The 17,452-nt window shown below is 65.8% G+C and carries 16 protein-coding genes; 6 read left to right on the forward strand and 10 right to left on the reverse strand.

The window, feature by feature from the left end; all coding sequences use genetic code 11:
- Nucleotides 1–147: 147 nt before the first annotated feature.
- Entirely contained in the window at nucleotides 148–1,014 is an 867-nt protein-coding gene (locus AC4D2F_RS12945; RefSeq protein ID WP_490910897.1) for a pentapeptide repeat-containing protein, read from the forward strand.
- Here the strand turns inward: AC4D2F_RS12945 and AC4D2F_RS12950 are convergent.
- The 5 genes from AC4D2F_RS12950 to AC4D2F_RS12970 are packed head-to-tail and all read right to left on the reverse strand — an operon-like array spanning nucleotide 971 to nucleotide 6,513.
- On the reverse strand, nucleotides 971–2,419 hold the full coding sequence (locus tag AC4D2F_RS12950) for an amidase (RefSeq protein ID WP_490910898.1): 1,449 nt from the start codon (nucleotides 2,417–2,419) through the stop codon (nucleotides 971–973). The genes AC4D2F_RS12945 and AC4D2F_RS12950 overlap by 44 nt on opposite strands.
- On the reverse strand, nucleotides 2,416–3,663 hold the full coding sequence (locus AC4D2F_RS12955) for an amidohydrolase (protein WP_490910899.1): 1,248 nt from the start codon (nucleotides 3,661–3,663) through the stop codon (nucleotides 2,416–2,418). Before AC4D2F_RS12955 ends, AC4D2F_RS12950 begins: the two co-directional genes overlap by 4 nt.
- 30 nt (nucleotides 3,664–3,693) lie before the next feature.
- Nucleotides 3,694–4,422, reverse strand: a complete 729-nt coding sequence (locus AC4D2F_RS12960) for a hypothetical protein (RefSeq protein ID WP_490910900.1) — start codon at nucleotides 4,420–4,422, stop codon at nucleotides 3,694–3,696.
- A 27-nt stretch (nucleotides 4,423–4,449) separates the two neighbouring features.
- Nucleotides 4,450–5,205 (reverse strand): DUF5058 family protein, encoded by a 756-nt coding sequence (locus tag AC4D2F_RS12965; protein ID WP_490910901.1) that lies wholly within the window; start codon nucleotides 5,203–5,205, stop codon nucleotides 4,450–4,452.
- Between the two features lie 42 nt (nucleotides 5,206–5,247).
- On the reverse strand, nucleotides 5,248–6,513 hold the full coding sequence (locus AC4D2F_RS12970; RefSeq protein WP_490910902.1) for a M20 family metallo-hydrolase: 1,266 nt from the start codon (nucleotides 6,511–6,513) through the stop codon (nucleotides 5,248–5,250).
- A gap of 205 nt (nucleotides 6,514–6,718) precedes the next feature.
- Between AC4D2F_RS12970 and AC4D2F_RS12975 the strand changes: the two genes are divergently transcribed.
- Nucleotides 6,719–7,747 carry a LacI family DNA-binding transcriptional regulator gene (locus tag AC4D2F_RS12975; RefSeq protein ID WP_490910903.1) on the forward strand — a complete coding sequence of 343 codons (1,029 nt, stop codon included), beginning with the start codon at nucleotides 6,719–6,721 and terminating at the stop codon, nucleotides 7,745–7,747.
- Between the two features lie 162 nt (nucleotides 7,748–7,909).
- Entirely contained in the window at nucleotides 7,910–8,812 is a 903-nt protein-coding gene (locus tag AC4D2F_RS12980; protein ID WP_490910904.1) for an aldo/keto reductase, read from the forward strand.
- Between the two features lie 55 nt (nucleotides 8,813–8,867).
- Here AC4D2F_RS12980 and AC4D2F_RS12985 read toward each other — a convergent pair whose 3' ends face one another.
- The 5 genes from AC4D2F_RS12985 to AC4D2F_RS13005 form a co-directional block, all read right to left on the reverse strand.
- Nucleotides 8,868–10,076 carry an NAD(P)-binding domain-containing protein gene (locus AC4D2F_RS12985; protein WP_490910905.1) on the reverse strand — a complete coding sequence of 403 codons (1,209 nt, stop codon included), beginning with the start codon at nucleotides 10,074–10,076 and terminating at the stop codon, nucleotides 8,868–8,870.
- 165 nt (nucleotides 10,077–10,241) lie between these two features.
- Nucleotides 10,242–11,576, reverse strand: a complete 1,335-nt coding sequence (locus AC4D2F_RS12990) for a GmrSD restriction endonuclease domain-containing protein (RefSeq protein ID WP_490910906.1) — start codon at nucleotides 11,574–11,576, stop codon at nucleotides 10,242–10,244.
- A gap of 296 nt (nucleotides 11,577–11,872) precedes the next feature.
- Entirely contained in the window at nucleotides 11,873–12,790 is a 918-nt protein-coding gene (locus AC4D2F_RS12995; protein ID WP_490910907.1) for a DUF308 domain-containing protein, read from the reverse strand.
- 733 nt (nucleotides 12,791–13,523) lie between these two features.
- Nucleotides 13,524–14,111, reverse strand: coding sequence for an Rv1352/Rv1906c domain-containing protein (locus AC4D2F_RS13000; protein ID WP_490910908.1), 588 nt, complete (start codon nucleotides 14,109–14,111; stop codon nucleotides 13,524–13,526).
- Nucleotides 14,112–14,300: 189 nt separating this feature from the next.
- Nucleotides 14,301–15,041 carry a hypothetical protein gene (locus AC4D2F_RS13005; RefSeq protein WP_490910909.1) on the reverse strand — a complete coding sequence of 247 codons (741 nt, stop codon included), beginning with the start codon at nucleotides 15,039–15,041 and terminating at the stop codon, nucleotides 14,301–14,303.
- 220 nt (nucleotides 15,042–15,261) lie between these two features.
- Here AC4D2F_RS13005 and AC4D2F_RS13010 point away from each other — a divergent pair, with 220 nt between their 5' ends.
- The 3 genes from AC4D2F_RS13010 (at nucleotide 15,262) to AC4D2F_RS13020 (ending at nucleotide 17,432) form a co-directional block, all read left to right on the forward strand.
- Nucleotides 15,262–15,951, forward strand: coding sequence for a GntR family transcriptional regulator (locus AC4D2F_RS13010; protein WP_490910910.1), 690 nt, complete (start codon nucleotides 15,262–15,264; stop codon nucleotides 15,949–15,951).
- Between the two features lie 136 nt (nucleotides 15,952–16,087).
- Entirely contained in the window at nucleotides 16,088–16,834 is a 747-nt protein-coding gene (locus AC4D2F_RS13015; protein WP_490910911.1) for an SDR family NAD(P)-dependent oxidoreductase, read from the forward strand.
- Nucleotides 16,827–17,432, forward strand: a complete 606-nt coding sequence (locus AC4D2F_RS13020) for a carboxymuconolactone decarboxylase family protein (protein ID WP_490910912.1) — start codon at nucleotides 16,827–16,829, stop codon at nucleotides 17,430–17,432. The genes AC4D2F_RS13015 and AC4D2F_RS13020 overlap by 8 nt, the downstream gene beginning before the upstream one ends.
- The last annotated feature ends 20 nt before the right edge of the window (nucleotides 17,433–17,452 follow it).

The raw sequence follows: 17,452 nt of genomic DNA on the forward strand, positions 1-17,452 counted from the left end.
TACCTTTTCCTTCTGTGATCCAGAGTTCATGCAGCGGTTCCCGCTCGCTTTCCATGGAAGCGGTGATTGCGCGTGCCCTCGATGGGAACTCCCTGGCGAGTTCCCCTGGCACCCGGTCCCTCACCGAACTCACCCAGAGAAGATCCCATGCCCTCCACATCACGCGACTCGACACCCTCCACCCCGATGCTGACCAGGGAGACCCTGCGCCCGGACTGCAGCAGCTGCTTCGCACTCTGCTGCACGGCTCTCGGATTCTCCCGCTCAGCAGACTTCGCCGTCGACAAGCCGGCAGGAACCCCCTGCCGGAATCTGGACTCCGACTTCTCCTGCACCATCCACGACAGCCTGCGGCCGCGCGGCTTCCGCGGGTGCACCGTCTTCGACTGCTTCGGCGCCGGCCAGAGCGTCTCCCAGAACCTCTTCCACGGGGTCAGCTGGAGAGAAAAGCCCGGAACGGCGCAGGAGATGTTCGCAGCGTTCAAGGTGGTCCGGCAGCTCCACGAAATGCTCTGGTATCTGGTCGAGGCCGGCACCAGAACGTTCGACCCGGACACCTCGCACACGGTCGACCGCCTCAGATCGACCCTTGAGCGCGCGATGAGTGGAGGTGCACAGCCGCTTCTCGCGCTCGACGTGGAGTCTCTTCACACGCGCGTGCGGTCAACGCTGATGGACGTCAGCGAAGAAGTCAGGGCGTCCTACCTCGCAACCGGCGACGACCATCTGGGCGCTGCGCTCGTTCCGGGAGCGGACCTCATGGGCCAGACACTCAGGTCCCGGCCGCTGCACGGGGCGGACCTTCGAGGCGCCTACCTCATCGCCGCCGACCTGCAGGAGTGCGACCTCTCCGGGGCGGACCTCCTCGGTGCCGACCTCAGGGATGCCCGTCTCGCTGGGGCTGACCTCTCCAAAGCCCTCTACCTGACGCAGGCCCAGCTCGACGCTGCCCACGGTGACTCGGGCACGCTCATTCCCCAGGACCTGAGCGCTCCCAGTCACTGGCAGGACTGAGCTCCGGCGCCCGCTTCGCCCAGGCCGTCGCCTGCTCGAACGCGTATGCCACCTGCAGCAGCTCCACGTCGCTGCCGTGCGGCATCACGATCTGCAGACCCACCGGCAGGCCGTCCGCGCTGAAACCGGCCGGGACCGACACGGCGGGCAGGCCCGTGGCGGAGATCAGGCAGGCCGAGCGCATCCAGTCGAGGTACGTCTCGAACGCGACGCCGTTCAGGGACGTCGGGTACCGCTCGGCGGCGTCGAACGGGAGGACCTGCGCCGCCGGGCTCACGAACACGTCGTACCGCCCGAAGTAACGGCGCACACTGGTGTCGAGGCGGGTCCGGGCGAGGGCGGCGTCGACCAGGTCCTGCGCCGTCAGCCGCTGCCCCTTCTCCACGTTCCAGCGGACCTCGGGCTTGATCGCATCCCCGTGCTTCGCGACGAGATCCCCCAGACCGAGCACGAAGTCGAAGGCCCGCGTGGCCCCGAACACCTGGTCCGCGTCGCGCAGGTCCGGTGCAGCTTCCTCGACGATCGCGCCCAGGTGCGCGAAGACCTGCAGCCCGTTCTCGAGGACCCGCAGCACCTCGGCGTCCACGGGCACCCCGAGCCCGAAGTCGGGCGACCAGCCGATCCGCAGACCGGTCAGGTCCCGCTGGAGCCCGGCGCCGAACGAACCCTGCACGGGGTAGGCGTACGGGACAGCGGGATCGGCACCGGCGATCGCCGTCATGCCCAGGGCGATGTCCTCGACATCGCGTGCCATGAGCCCGCTGCGGCCCAGCCACGCCCACGCGTTGCGTGTGGGCACGGACGGGACGACGCCGATCGACGGGCGGTAGCCGACCACGTTGCAGAACGACGCGGGGACGCGCAGTGAGCCGCCCATGTCGCTGCCGTCGCCCAGAGGCTGGATCCGGGCCGCGATCGAGGCCGCCACTCCCCCGCTGCTGCCGCCGGCGCTGCGACTCGTGTCGTACGGGTTGACGGTGGTCCCGAACACCTCGTTGAACGTGTGCGACCCCGCGGCGAACTCCGGCACGTTCGTCTTGCCCGTCGTGACCACGCCGGCACCCTTCAGGCGCCCGATGATCAGGTCGTCGAAGGTCGGCACGAACTCCTTGAAGATCGTCGAGCCCTGCGTCGTGCGCAGACCATTCGTATTGTGCGTGTCCTTGTGCGTCATCGGCAGGCCGTGCAACGGCGGCAGCTCCGCGCCCGACGCCGTCAGCTCGTCCGCCGCGGTGGCCAGCACGACGGCGCCGTCCCGGTCCTCGGTGATCACCGCGTTGATGCGGCCGTTGACGGCGTCGATCCGGTCGAAATGCGCCTCGAGCGCCTCCCGCGCGGACACGTCGCGATGGCGGATGGCGGTCGTCAGTTCGACGGCGGACAGTTCGTGCAGCGCACCGCTCACGCGGTCGTCCCCACCGTCGAGAGCAGCGCCGTCATGGCTGCGCGCACGCCGGTGGCCAGCGTGGGCTCGATGGCCGGCGCGAAGAACGGCGAGTGGTTGCTCGGCACGGGATCGTCGCCGTCGAGCACTCCCTGGGGGTGCCCACCGAAGAACCAGTAGACGCTGGGCACGCCGATGGCCTCGGCGAGGAGGCCGAAGTCCTCGCTGCCCATCACGGGTGGGGACTCGATGACGGCGTCCTCGCCCAGCACCCCTCCGAGCGCGGCCATGAGGTCCTCCGTGGAGGAGGGGTCGTTGTAGCACTGCGGGAAGCTGGTGATCTCCTCGATCACGGGCTCCGGCGCCCCCGACGCAGCAGCCTCGGCGCTGATGATGCGCCGCAGCGACCCGAGCACACGCTCGCGCACGTCGACGTCGAACGTGCGCACGTTGACGGTGAACTCCGCCGACGCCGGGATGATGTTCTCCTTGAGGCCGCCGTGGAAGGTGCCGATCGTGACGACGGCGGACTTCATGGGGTGCACCTCGCGGGCCACGATCGTCTGGATCCGGACGACCATGTGCGCGCCGAGCACGATCGGGTCGATCGACTGGTCCGGCTGCGAGCCGTGCGCCTGCCGACCGTGGACCGTGATCTTCCAGGAGTCGGCCATGGCCATGGCGGTGCCCTTGCTGATGTTCACGGTGCCGGCGAGCCCCGGCCAGACGTGCTGGCCGTAGATGATCGACGGCATGGGCGCCTTGTCCCACAGACCGTCCTCCACCATCGCCTCCGCGCCCTCGCCGGTCTCCTCGCCGGGCTGGAAGACGAACACCACCGTGCCGGACCAAGCGTCGCGGTTCTCCGTCAGGAGCTGCGCGGCGGTGAGGCCCACTGTCACATGGGTGTCGTGTCCACAGCCGTGCATCACGGGGACCTCGGTGCCGTCGGCAAGGTGTCCCGTCGTCGTGCTCGCGTAGTCCAGCCCCGTGTCCTCGGCGATGGGCAGGCCGTCGGTGTCGGCGCGGTAGCCGACCACGGGCCCGTCGCCGTTGCGCAGGATCCCGACGACGCCGGTGCCTCCGCACATGAATGCCTCGAGGCCGAGGTGGTTCAGCTTCTCGAGGATGAAGGCTGCGGTGTGTGTCTCCTGCATGGAGAGCTCGGGGTGGGCGTGGAGGTGCCGGTACAACTCGTGCATGGCAGTGGTGTGGGCGTCGGAGAGCTCGAAGACGTCGGTGTCGATGGTCGTATCGATGGTCATGGTGTCCTTTCGGGCAGGCTGTGTCGGAGCTTAGTTGACGAGGGTGGTGGGCGTCGCGGTCGCCGTGCGCGAGCGCAGGAACCAGGCGAGCACCGCGGTGATCAAGACGACGACGCCGGTGGCCGGCTTCGCGAGGGCCGGAACGGCCGGCACCAGGACGAAGAGCACGAGGGCCGCGACGACGACGGCGATCACCGTGACGCGCGGCTGCTTCATGGTGACGATGAGCTGTACCAGGACGCCGCCGATGATGGCGGGGAAGATGTACAGGCGGGCGACATCCACGATGTCCGTGGGGATGACGCTGACCAGCCAGGTCCCGAGGATGCCGACGAAGAACAGCATGGACAGCACGTGGACCATGGCCGCTCCGCAGATGGCCATGAGGGCGGCGAACTCGCCCCGCTTGGTGCCGGCCTTCGCGCCGATGGCCGCCTGCGCCACGAGGGCCGAGGGCAGCAGCTTGTTGGCGATGTTGCCGATCATGAAGGCCTGATACATCGCGGCAGGGCCGAGCACCGGGTAGTAGGTGATGGGCTCGACGAACCAGAGCACGAAGAAGGCGGCCGCGACGGCCAGGTACGCCGTCCAGATCATGCTCGCGGTGATCCCGAGGTCCGTGGACAGCACGAGGTAGAGCGGCGCGGCGAGGGAGAGGAGCAGCGCCACGCCCATGGTCAGCTGGCCCCAGCGGGAGGTGGTGCGGTCGAACTCGGCGAGGGAGGCGTCCTGCGTGACGGCAGTCTCTGCAGCGGACATGGTGGTTCCTTTCGGGTGGAGTACTGCCTAGGCGGCGGGGGCCATGCCGGAGGTGTGGGCGACGTACGCGGCGATCAGGCCGACGATGATGGAGATGCCGAGGCCCCATTCCCGCAGCCACGTAGCGGACGTCCTGGTCGCGAGGAGGATGCACACCCCCATCGTGACGGCGGAGACGATGACGGCCAGGACGTGGACGGGGGTCTTCCCCAGTTCCGCGATGCCGAGGCTCGCGAAGGCGCCGATGAGGGCGGCGGCCGGCACGATCGCCATCAGGGCGGGGTTGACCCTGCGGAGCTTGGTGTCGCCGCGGCGCAGGATCGGCGTGAGGATCAGGGTCGCGAGCATCCACCCGGCTCCGGACAAACTCATGGCCATGAAGGCCACCACGAACACCGCCTGCGTGTAATCCGGGCCGCCCAGGTTGGCGCCCATGGTGCCTGCGGCGAGGCTGGCCGACGCCGATTCCGTGGCGGCGGAGCCGACGAGCCCGATGCGTACCAGCACGGCCGGTGTTCCGAAGAGGGTGAGGAGGGCGATGCTCACCAGCACCACGGCCAGGGACGGACCGATGGCCGCGATGGCGCCGGCCCTGAAGGAGGTCCTGAGCTCCTCCGGCGAGATGTCGGCGGCCGGTCCGGCCTTCTTCGCGGCCTTCATGTAGACGAGGGACTGCACGATGATGGCGCCGAAGACACCGAGGGCCAGGACCCAGAGGACGGGCAGGTTGGCGATCGCAAGGATGTCCGTGGACAGTCCTTCGGGAGTCAGTGCTGTTTCCATGGGAACTCCAGGGGCGGGGTGGGTGGGAGAAGGAGGCGCGGATCAGGAGGTGGGGCGGCTGTCGGTGGTGTCGAGGCGGCGGAGGGTCCCCACGAGCGCTTCGACACCCGTGGCGACGTCCTCGGTACTGCTCCATTCCTCGGGGCAGTGGCTCTTGCCGCCCTTGGAGGGGATGAAGATCATGCCCATGGGCGCGAGGGTGGCCATGTGTACCGCGTCGTGGGTCGCGCCGCTCGGGATCGGCATCCAGGGCAGGCCGAGGGCGTCGACGGCGGCACCGGCGACGTCCTGGACGCTCGACTCCGCGTGGACCACCGTGTTGTCCGTGGACCACTCGAATCCGACGTCGACGCCGAGGTCGGCCGCCTTCGCCGCGATCTCGCCGGTCAGCCGCCCCTTGACGCCGGACAGCCAGGTGGGGTCGACGCTGCGGACCTCGCTGTACATCCTGACGAGCGAAGGGACGACGTTCGGTGAGCGGGACTCCGATTCGACCCGCGTCGACGTCGCGACGCCGTGGGTCGGCGCCCCGCAGCCTTCGGCCCGCACCGCGAGGACGGCCTCGGCGGCGGCGGCCATGGCGTCCCGGCGGTCCTCCATCGACGTCGTGCCTGCGTGGTCCGCAGCTCCCGCAAAGGTGGCGATAAAGCGCTCGATGCCGGTGATCGCGGTGACGATGCCGAGCGGCAGGCCGCGCTTCTCGAGGGTGGGTCCCTGCTCGATGTGCAGTTCGACGAAGCCGTGCAGGGGCTTCTTCGCCCACGGGACATCCAGCAGCCGGGAGGGGTCGAGACCGTAGTCGGTGTAGGCCTGGCCGAGGGTGACGCCGCGGTAGTCGCACCGGTCGAGGTCCTCCGGTGTCAGTTCCTGGGCCGCGGAGCGGCTGCCGAGGCAGCTGAGCCCGAAGACGTTCGACTCCTCGCCGAGAAAGTCGACCACCAGCAGGTCCCGCCGCAGTCGCGTCCCGGAGTCCTGCAGCAGGCGGGCTGCCTCGATGGATCCCAGGACGCCCACGATGCCGTCGAACCGACCGCCGCCGTCGACCGTGTCCGTGTGGGAGCCGGTGACGAGTGCGGGCGCCGAGGGGTCGCTCCCCGCCAGCCGTCCGACGATGTTGCCGGCGGCGTCCACGTGCACCTGGAGTCCGGCCTCGCGCATGCGGGTGGCGGTCCAGTCGCGGGATGCGCGGTACGGCTCACTGAAGACCTCGCGGGTCCAGCCGGGCCGGTCGCCGTCGTGGAACGCCGAGAGTTCGGCTATGCCGGCGCCGAGACGGTCGAGGGTCTCGAGGGAGGACAGCTGGAGCATGGAATCAGTCCTTTGCGCAAACGTTTGCGGCGAGGTGCAGCGAGTGGATAGCTGCGGAGTGTGGGCCCAATCACACTACGGACGCCTCGTTTCGTCAATGTTTCAGTGCGGTAAAACCTGGAATCTTCCAGTACGAGCGCAAACCTTTGCGCCCAATGTTGCAGGAGAAGGCGCATGGGGCTCCGGCGGGCCTAGACTCGAGGCGATGAAGGAAGATCCCAGCTCGCAGCCGGCCCGGGCGCGTCCTGTCACCCTGGCGACGATCGCCGGTCATGCCCAGGTGCACATCTCGACGGTGTCGCGTGCGCTGAGCGATGATCCCGTGGGTATCGGCGCCGACACGGTGAGCCGGGTGCGTGAGCTCGCGGCAGCGCTCGGCTACCGGCGCGACGTCGGCGCAGCAGGGCTGCGGACCGGCAGCTCCCGCCTGATCGGCGTCCTCGTGCCGCGCCTCACCGACCTCGTGCTCGCCTCGATCTACGAGAGCATCGACGCGGCGGCGAGCACTGCGGGGTACGGCACCGTCGTCGCCAACACGCTCGACGATCCGGGGCATCGCCGCGCACGCCTGGACGCGATGCTCTCGCGGAGGATCGACGGCGTCATCATCGGCGATTCGCACAGCGGCGACACGGTGGCGCACGAACTACGGGGGCGCGGTGTCCCCTATGTGCTCGTGATGCGCACCCTGGAGGGCCACCTCTCGGTGACGACGGACGACTACCGGGGCGGGCAGCTCGCCGCCGAGCACCTCCTGTCCCTGGGACACCGCCGGGTCGGTGTCATCGCCGGGGACCAGCTGGCCAGCACGGGCCGCGAGCGCACCCTCGGCTTCCGCAGGGCTTACGAATCCGCGGGCTTTCCCCTGCCCGAGTCCTACGTGGTGGCATCAGCCTTCAGCACACCGTCCGGGCTTGAGGCGGGTGCGGAGCTCATGCGGCTCCCCGAGCCACCCACGGCTATCTTCGCTGTGCACGATCTTCTCGCCCTCGGAGCCATGGGCGCCATCAGGGATGCTGGGAAGCGGGTCGGGGCGGACGTGGCGCTCATCGGCTACAACGATCTCGACCTCGCGGGCACCCTGCCGGTCCCGCTGACGTCCGTCCGATCGGATCTAGCGGCCATGGGGACCCAGAGCGTGGAAGCCCTGCTCCGGACCATGCGGGGTGAGCCCACCCAGAGCGTGCTGCTGCCGCCGGAGCTCGTGGTGCGGGCCACCACTCCCCCGCTGTAGGGCGCGCGCAGAAGGCCGGCTCTTGGAGGAGCCGGCCTTCCGAGGTCCGTGACCTCTTTGCTCGGGCAGCCTCGTGAACGCCGATGAGGTCCACGACGATGCCGTTGCCATGGGCGTCGACTCGCCGTCACCGATGAGCCCTCCCGCCGGTGGCCTGAGGCAATGAAACCTTTGGCAGACCTCCCCCCGTTCATCTACGGCACCACGAGGCTCGGGCACGACGACGTCCCCCGCGAGCAGAAGGCGCACATGGCCCGCACGGCGATCGACGCCGGCCTCTGGCTCCACACGTCCCGCCAGTACGACCACGCCCTCGAAGTGCTCGGTACTGCCTTCGCGGAGGACCGCAGCAAGGTCCCACCGGTCATCGTGAAGCTGGGCGGCGGAACGGTCGACGACGTCCGCGCCACTATCGCCGAGAACATCGAGCCCCTGGGCATCAGTTCCATCGACATCGGGCAGCTCACCGGCGTTGGCGCGTTCGCGGACGACATGCCGTCGGGCGGGCCTACCCTTGCCGACCTGCAGCGCATCAAGGACGAGGGCCTGGTGGGGCGCTTCGTCCTTGAAATCTTCCCGTGGACCTCGGAGGCTCCGCTCAAAGCGTTGCGGGCCGGGCACCTCGACGGGCTGATCGACGGCTACATCTTCTACCTCAACCCGCTGCAGCGCTTCGCGTCGAACGCACTGTGGGACGAACTGCTGGCACAGGACAGGGCCATCATTTCGATGCGCACCGTGGCGGGTGCTCCTGTGCACGAACTGCGCGACGTCCCGGGCGCAGCATGGAAGCCGTACCTGCAGGAACGGGCCATCGAGGTGGCGCCCATCTTCGAGCGCTCGGGCATCGAGAGCTGGGCCGAGTTCTGCATCCGCTTCGCACACAGCACCCCGCAGGTGGTGTCCACCGTCGGTTCGGCGAGCCGCGAGGGGAACCTGCGCGAACTGCTCGCCTACAGCCAGGACATCACGCCGCTTCCGCGGGACATCGTGGACGAACTTTTCGCCCTGCACCGGCGCTGGTCGGACGAGACAGACATCCACGCGGAGCTGTGGAGCATGTAGCACCTCCGTAGACGACGACGGCGGGGCGCAGTCGCACAGCTGTCGATGATGGCAATCAGAGTTTCGTAGCCTCCAAGTAAGCTCGCACGGAGTTGGCAACGATGTCGGCATCCTTCGGAAACCCGATGAAGTTTCCTGAAGTGCGGCGTATGAGCCACCGCAGGCCGATGAACCAGATTCCTGGAGCCGGCGAAGCGGGCCCCTGGCGTAATGGCATCCCCAGGGAATCGGTCAGGTCCTCGCCCAACCAGTGGAAGGCCCCGGTGTAACCCGTGCACCAGATTACGCTGCTGATTCCTGCGCTTCGAAGACGAATCTGTTCTGGTGGGTCGAGCTCGATCGGTTGTTCTGCTTCGTCTGGATCGGCCACGGGGGCATCGATCTGGTGATGCTGAATGTGAGCATCGATCACGCCCCGGATGGCCGCTGCGGAACGGTCTCCGTAGGTGATGTTGTGTGCAGTGCTGGTGTCGAAAGTGAGTGTTTCATCGTGTGCTGCCACGAGATGACCGGTGAGTGTCGCTCCGGCCCTAGCCAATAGTTGGAGGCTCATGCTACGTCCGCCGGGCGCGAGCAGGGCCGGTACGGCCTTGACGGCTCGCGGGTCCTGGAGATCTTCGGGACGCTGCTCGAAGAAACCCGCTTCATCCAACCATCTGACGGTATCTCTCCCGCGATACCTAGCAGATGCGCGACCAATCGAGCAGGTTGCCAGCCAGACGCGCCTGCCTACGGCCAGCAATTCTTCGGTGATCTGTGTTCCGGATTGCGCGCTGCCGACAACCAATACCGCCCCTTCGGGCAATTCATCCGGATTCCTGTAGGTCGAGGCATGGTGCTGACTGATTCGATGTGGCAAGTGGCTTGCGAGAGCAGGCGCCCGCGGCACGTTCTCACCGCCGCTTGCCACCACGATGCTGCGGGCTGCATACAGGCCGTCACGTGTATACAGATGCCAGGAACCCTGATTTTGCGATAGCCCGACAACGGGTGTTTCGGTGATTACGGGAGCGCTCGAAGCCAGTGTTTCAAGACGCTGGACTACGTCTTGTCGAGTCAGATAGGAGTCGGGATCCTGCGCACCCAGCATTGTGTTCATAAACCCCGGGTTGTTGAGATGCAGCGCATCCCAGCGCTGAGTCCGCCACGTCTCACCGGGTCGGGCCCGCTCCAGGACAACATGCTCGACGCTGCATCGTGACAGCGAAGCGCTTGCGGCAAGCCCGGCGGGGCCAGCTCCGACCACCACACAATCGATTACCATGATGCCCTGCCCTAGCCGAACTTATGGTGATAACAGTCTGGACCCGGAGACGGCCGACTGTCATGGCGGTGCCTACCCCACCCGTTCAGACATACCGCGCAGGGCGAGCAGCAACCCGTTCCACACATGTTCACCGCTTGCCGTCATTCGTTGTGGTGCGGGTCGCTAGCTGTCGCAGCCGATCCCGTCGCCGTCACGGTCGAACTTCGGCTGGAAGCCGGGCGAGCCGGCTGCGATCGGAGCGGCGCCCGCTGCGCGGACTGCATCGCAGTTTTCATAGTAGACGCCCGGAGCCGGCGCTACCGGAGCAGGAGCCACCGGCGCAGGTGCCGGTGCGGGCGCCACGGGTGCGGGTGCGACCGGCTCAGGCACAACCGGCACGACGACGGGCGCCGGGGCCGGCGTCTCGACCGGTGCAACGGGAGCTGCGACGGACGGCGCCATCTGGTTGGTCGGTGCGAGGATGCCGTTGCAGTCGGACAGGATGGACACCATGGCGTCGTGCTCGGCCTGCGTGACCCATAGGGTGTACGTCGCCTTGACCGAGACCTGCCGTGCCACATACTCGCAGCGGTAGTCCTTGTTCGGTGGCAGCCACGTGGCGGCGTCGCCGTCGCTCTTCTGCTGATTGGTGGGGCCGTCCGTGGACTGCAGGTTCAGCGGGTCGTTCGCGAAGGCGACGCGCTGGTCGAATGAAAGTTGCTGGGCGCCCTTCTGCCAGGCGTCGGACAAGGCCACGACGTGGTCGATCTGCACGTCACTGCTCGTCGCCTGGCCGCGCAGGAAGGGGATCTGGGTCCCGGTGTAGGGGTCGTCCAGGATGCCGGACTGCACCTTGCAGGGCACCGAGTTGGCGTAGGCGATTCCCGTCAGGTCGCGGTTCAGCATGTCGTTACGGGTGTCACACCCGTTGCGGTCGACGTCGGCCCATGCCTGCCCGAACTCCTCGCGGTCGTACCCGGTCTTCGGTGCGCGGCCCTTGATGGGCAGCGTCTCCAGCACGGCGAGCGCGGTGGTGTTGAAGGCCGGCTGGTCCGACGGCGCGCGGGGTGTGCCGGTCACGTCGGCAGGGGTGTCAGTGTCGACCGGGGCGACGTCCGATGGCGTCGGGCTGGGCGTGGGTGACGGTATCGGCTTGGTAGAGGCTGTCGGCTTGGCCGACGGTGTCGGTTTTGCGGATGGCGTCGCCGACGCAGTCGGAGCGCTGGTGGTCGTCGGTTCGGCCGACGCGGCGCTCTGCTCGGCGACAGCAGTCGGCACCGTGTCCGAAGCCGGGGCCATCGCACCGCCGGCGAGCATGGCGACGACGGCGGCGCCTGCGGTGATCGCGCCGGCCTTGCGGCCTCCGAGGCGTGCCCAGGACGGCCTGTTGGTCAGGAGCGTGTAGAGCCCGGTGAAGAGCGCGACCGTGGCGGCCATGATGAGCCCCCCACTGACGCCGCCGGCGATGAGGCCGATGACCACCAGGAACAGGGCGAGCCCGGCGACGATTGCTGTCAAGGTCCGTATCTTGGGCTTGGTCGGCGATGAAATGTTTCGGGCAGGCGGGCGGAATGACGAATTGATGGAAAGTCCCCGTGAGATAGAACGTGCTGGATACCGCAGTTGTCGTACCCGTCCATCTCCGCCGCCAGCGGTCCAATCCCACCCGTTAACCCGGGCGTCGACCCAGCGAGCCTCGGAGCACGGTGGGGTCCCACTACACTGAATTACAGGCTCAGTCTTCGCTCAAGCCAGCTTAACAGTAAGAAGGACCCCAGCAGTCGACGGAGGACCGTGCGGACTAACCGCCTCTACTACTGAACAGCGACAAATACCTTATCGCTGAGCATGCCCGGGCTGATGGCGAGGACACCCTCTCCGGCCGATGCGGTGGGTACCTCAAACGCGACAGCGCCGGTAGCAGTGCCGTCGGTGTACAGCGTGCTTGTGGTGTCGAGTGCATCTGGTACGGATACGAATTTGTCAAAGCTGTTAATAGTCGTTCCGTCTACCGTGACGTACTCGACGGTGACGAAGGCTGGCATCTGGCCAGCGGGATCATCACCTAAGTATGTCGTCGAGTAGTTTACGAGCAAGTATTCCGAACCCTCAGCAGGAGGTTCGTTGAACTCGCTAGAAGATAGAACGGCGTCCGTAGCGGCGAGAGTGACTGAGTTGATGACTACTCGCCATTCATCAGACTCGATGACTGCGCCGATCGGAGATGGATTTTCACGCGTTCCTGCTTCGGCCGCTGCGTCGTCCTCAGCAGCCCCACCCTCCTCTGCTCCGTCGTCCGCGGCAGGTTCGTCGGTCGGTCCGGCAATCGTGGTGTCGCCGCTACTAATGGCTTCGTCGATTGATGTGGAGACAACGGTCAAGAACACCATAACGCCAACAATCGTGCCAACTATCGAGAGGATCAGGGCGGTGATGCCCATCCATTTGGACTTGCCTTTCAGAAACAGCGAGACAAGACCCAAGACGAACGCGATCGGAAGAAGGATCCAACCGACGATCAGGGCACCAGGGATACAGGCGAAGATGAAGCCGAGTATCCCTACAATAAGCGCAATGAGCCCGACGACATTGGACTGCTTCTTTGGCTTTTCCTGCTCAGGCGTGAGCGTCATCGTCGATGCACCACCGCCGGAATGTGCGAGATCAGTCTGATTTGGCTGGTGGGGCGGGACATGCTGTGAGCCCTCCCCAGGGAACTCTGGTGTAGTCATAGGTCAATAATGACAGAAGTGAACGGTTGCGTAGTCCAGCCCGCGAGTTTCTGGAGCGGCAAGTCCTTCGGCTTACGAAGAGTTCTGAGGGCTTTTGCCGCATCGAGGCAACCGAGCCCTACAGCAAGGTGCAACCTGATGAGATTATTTCGATGACATCGATTCTGGAATGAGAGTTGTGCATGCAACGCAGCGGAATCCTTGAGCGCGTCAGGAACGGCGATACGATCAGCCACGCCAACCAGGAGTGGATGCACCAGTAGTCATTCTTCCGACGACCTGCCACAACAAACTGGGTCAACGGTAGGAGGTCGAGCCCCGTCATCACCTACGCCGCGAGCACGTTCTCCACCCCGCGGCGGCCCGCCCGATACTTAACGGCCTCCTCCCAAGAGCTATTCTCCGGAAGTCGCGTGATCATGGATGGCTGCAAAACGTCTTCATTTGTGACTATGTCTTCGCCCACACCCATGCCCAACAGCGGCGAGCCGCCCAACAAGAGGTCAGCGGCCCGCCGTCGTATACCGCGCAGACTAGAACATGCGGATGGGAATTTTATTTAGAACCATGAGCAGCGAGCTGATCCCGTCGTCGTGCCGGGCCAGCGTGATCGACCCACCCGCCGCGTCCATGGAGGTGCTGTATTTCCCACATAGCTGCGGACTCCGGATGATCTCCTCCTCGGCAGGCCCGTGCAGCCAAACCCGCACAGCATCCGATTAAGGGCGACGACCTAGCCTATTTTTGACCAAGAACCACATCGGGCCGTTTTGAAGTCCTGGCCTACCTGCAACGTGACCGTCGGTTGCCCACCCGTCACGTTGTCATTTGCCACAATGTCGTCGCCGTTAGTGCCGGACACGTATATGCCCCAGTAGCACCGACCGGTCACTGGAACGGTTGTTGTGTATGTTCCCGGCTCCACGTTTCGGCCCACCGTCCAAGAACCTTCACTAATCGTTGTGGCCGCCTTGGTCGCCTCAGCCCCCTTGACGGCATCCTCCCGCTTTTTTACTGCCGCTTCAGCTTGGGCGACTGCGTCCTCACGCTTCCTGACCGATGCATCCTGAGATTTTAGCTCGCTCTCCCGCGCTCGAGCATCATCTAGTTGAGACTCGAGTTCCTTCTGCCGATCTTGAAGTGAGTCCGTATATACCTCTTGATCCGCGATCTTCGTACGCTGCGAGGAGTTCTCGGTGGTGACGGCGGCGTACTCCTCCGTCTTGGTCGGGTCCGCCACGGCGCTGCCTACACCGATGCCTCCTACAAACAGCCCTACGGCGAGCACGCCGATTCCCGCCGATCTAACCTTTTTGTTCATTTTCCCCTATATTCACACGCTATCTTGTACCGGACCTGACAGAATATTACGTTCGGGTGTCTTCTAACTGCCCTTGCGGCAACGGCCAAACGCTACCACTTGGTAACAACAGGTGCGACGCCGAGACATGTCGGCGGCAGTCCCGCCTTCGCAGACTATGGCGCATTAGGTCGCTGATCTCAGTGCCCATTACGAATGCCACTCGAGCGCACTCATCACCTGCTGTCCCATGCGCTCGATCGTCGCATCGGTGCTCGAGTCGCCGCAGGAGAATGCAGTCAGCTGAGAAGAGACAGTGGCAGCAAGACCGTCCCAGGAGATCCAGCAGAGGACGTCGTCAATCCTCTCGAGGAGTTCCGCCTCGTCGACTCCGATATCGCCCGCTCGGAGCAGGACAGCGGGAAGATGCGTTCGTATCGCTTCCAGGATCGACAGCTTGCCCAGCCCCTGCACCGACACAGGCGGTTCGACACCGAGAAGGAAGAGAAGCGGCAAGCGCTCACCCGCATTGCTCATCACCGCGACATATTCTCGGGCGAGCTGTTCGGGCTGGAACGAGCTCGTCCTGATGCGCTTGGCCTCGACGAACGTGAAAACACCAGGCGTGGTGATGATTGCGTCCGGTTGGACGATGAACTTCCGCCCTGCGGTTCGCGTAGCGTTGACCGACATGTCGCCGGGCAGCAACGACATGACAGCGCATTCCGCCTGATCGGCCAGGAGCGCTCGGGTAGCACCTGCACCCGAGCAGGACCGGATGACCTGCCCGAAGAACTGGTCCCTCGGCAGAATGTCCAACCCCATCAGCACTTCTGCGGTCAGTACGTTCTCCATGCCGCGGCCACCGGCGCGGTACTTGACCGCTTTCTCCCAGGAGATCTCCTCGAGGAGCCGCGCAATCATGGAAGGCTGCAATACATCGTTGTCCATGGCTACATCTTCTCCCGGATGGCTACGCCAGGGCGGGCTCGGCGAGAAGGCCGGTCGTCCCACCGCAAGCTTCATCCTCACGGGTCAGGAGCCGACCAGACTCTCAGCATTCACACCCCATCACCCGGATTCCCAGCCGGTGAGAAATCACCGCAACCGGGCCCGATGACGCCCGGGCTAGACTTCTGACGATGAGCACTGAACTGGGTGGACTGGTTCCATGACGAGCAACACCACGGGCAGTTCCAGACGTCCACCGACTGCACAGGCTTTCGTGCTCGCAGAGCTCCGACGCGCGATCATTGCAGGTGAGTTCCTCCCGGGGCAGCCGCTCCGCCAGGACGCACTCGCGGAACGATTCGGCGTGAGCCGGGTCCCCCTCCGTGAAGCTCTCAAGACCCTCGAGTCCGAGGGACAAGTCCTCTACGAACCCCACCGCGGCCATCGGGTGGCGACCCTCTCCCTCACAGACCTGCTGGAGGTGTACCGGATCCGACAGCTCCTCGAGGGAGAGGCGACGCGGGTCGCGCTGGCGAGGAGTCTCAGCGGCACCGTTCTGGATGATCTCAAGGTTGCTGCCCGGGATGTCGAGACGGCGAGCGCCGAGGGGGACCTGCTGAAGATGACCGAGGCAAACCGGCGGTTCCATTTCGTGCTGGTCGAGGCGGCCGGCATGCCGCGCCTGGAACGGATCATCAAGATCCTGTGGGACGCCACTGACGCTTACAGGTTCGTCTACTACGGAGCGGCTTCGAACCGCTCACGGGTGGAGCATGAACATGCCATGATGATCGACGCATTCGCGGAACGGGACGCCGAGAAGCTCATCCTCCTGCTCGATGAGCACCGCGAGCACGCTGTGCAGGCCCTGCGGACCTTCCTGGAAGTCGAGTCCGTGCGAGAGGGCTGACGGAAGGAAGCCTGCTGAACAAGTTCTGTGATGTGGGTTACATCCTGCCGCAAAATTGTATACAGTCTCCAGAGAGGTGCACCGAAGGACCTCGGCACCGCCTAGGTGTCCTCGCTTTCTGCCCATCGAATCGGAGATGCTTCCTTTGGCTGATTGGCTTGGTTTGAAGGATCAGCGGGTGCTGGTGGCCGGCGCCGGCGGCATCGGCGCCGCCTGCACGGAGGCCTTCCTCGAGGCTGGTGCGCGCCTGGTCGTCGCAGACCAGAGCGCGGAACGCCTGGCGGACTTTGCCGGTACTGCTGACACCGTTACCGCCGATCTGACGACCACGAATGGCTGTGAGCAGGCCGTGCACGCCGCTCAGACGGAACTCGGTGGCCTCGATATCCTCGTCCACGCGGTCGGGATCAACAACCGTGTGCCCATTCTCGAAACCACGGACGAGGACTGGGACACGATCATTGCCGTCAACCTGTCCAGTGCTTTCCGCCTCGGTCGGGCCGCGGGCCGAGTCATGGTCGACGCCCGGTACGGTCGGCAGATCTACTGCTCTTCCGTATCGAGCCTGCTCGCGCATCCCGACCATGGCCCCTACGCCGCGAGCAAGGGGGGATTGAACCAGCTCATTCGTGTCATGGCACGGGAATGGGCGGCCAGCGGGGTGACAGTCAACGCGATCGCACCGGGCTACGTCGATACGGCCTTGACCAGTGCTCATCTCGGCCGTCCGGGCGTTCGCGAGCACTATACGGGCATGGTTCCGGCTGGCCGATTGGGCACCGTCGACGACCTCACCGGCCCCGTGCTCTACCTCGCATCACAGCAGGCAGCATTCGTCACCGGGCACGTTCTCTATGTGGACGGGGGACGGACTCTTGTCTGATGCCACAGAGAGCGCCCGGCCGCAGGCCGCAGGACGGTTCCCGCTGCTGACTCCGGCCGAACTCTCCGACGAACAGCGCGCTGTCTACGACTCCATCGCGGGGCCTCCGCGCGGCAACGGCGTCTTCACGATGATCTACGACGACGGCGCCCTGGCCGGCCCATTCAATGCCATGCTCTTCGCCCCCGCGATCGGCAACGCCGTCCAGGCGCTCGGTGCGGTCCTGCGCTTCGGCGGGACCCTCGACGGGCGGCTGCGCGAACTGATCATCTGCGCGATCTCCGCAGAGCTCGACTCGGCGTACGAGTGGTATGCCCACAGCCGTGTAGCGGTGACGGTCGGCATCGATGCGACCGAGCTGGAACACCTTCGGAACGGCAGCGTGCCGCCCACCCTCTCCGACACCGAACGCGCCGCACTCGACTTCACCAAGGCGCTTCTCCGAGGCACCGCAGTCGATAACGAGACACATGCCCGGGTCCTGGGACATATCGGGCACCCGGGAGTGGCCGAGTTGTCGCTGCTCATCGGTTACTACCGGATGCTCGCCGGGCTGCTCGCCGCCGGAGACGTCCCCGCGCCTGGCGCCGAACCCTGATCCCGTCACGACTCCGTTCC

The organism is Arthrobacter sp. TJ-263, from assembly GCF_058269155.1.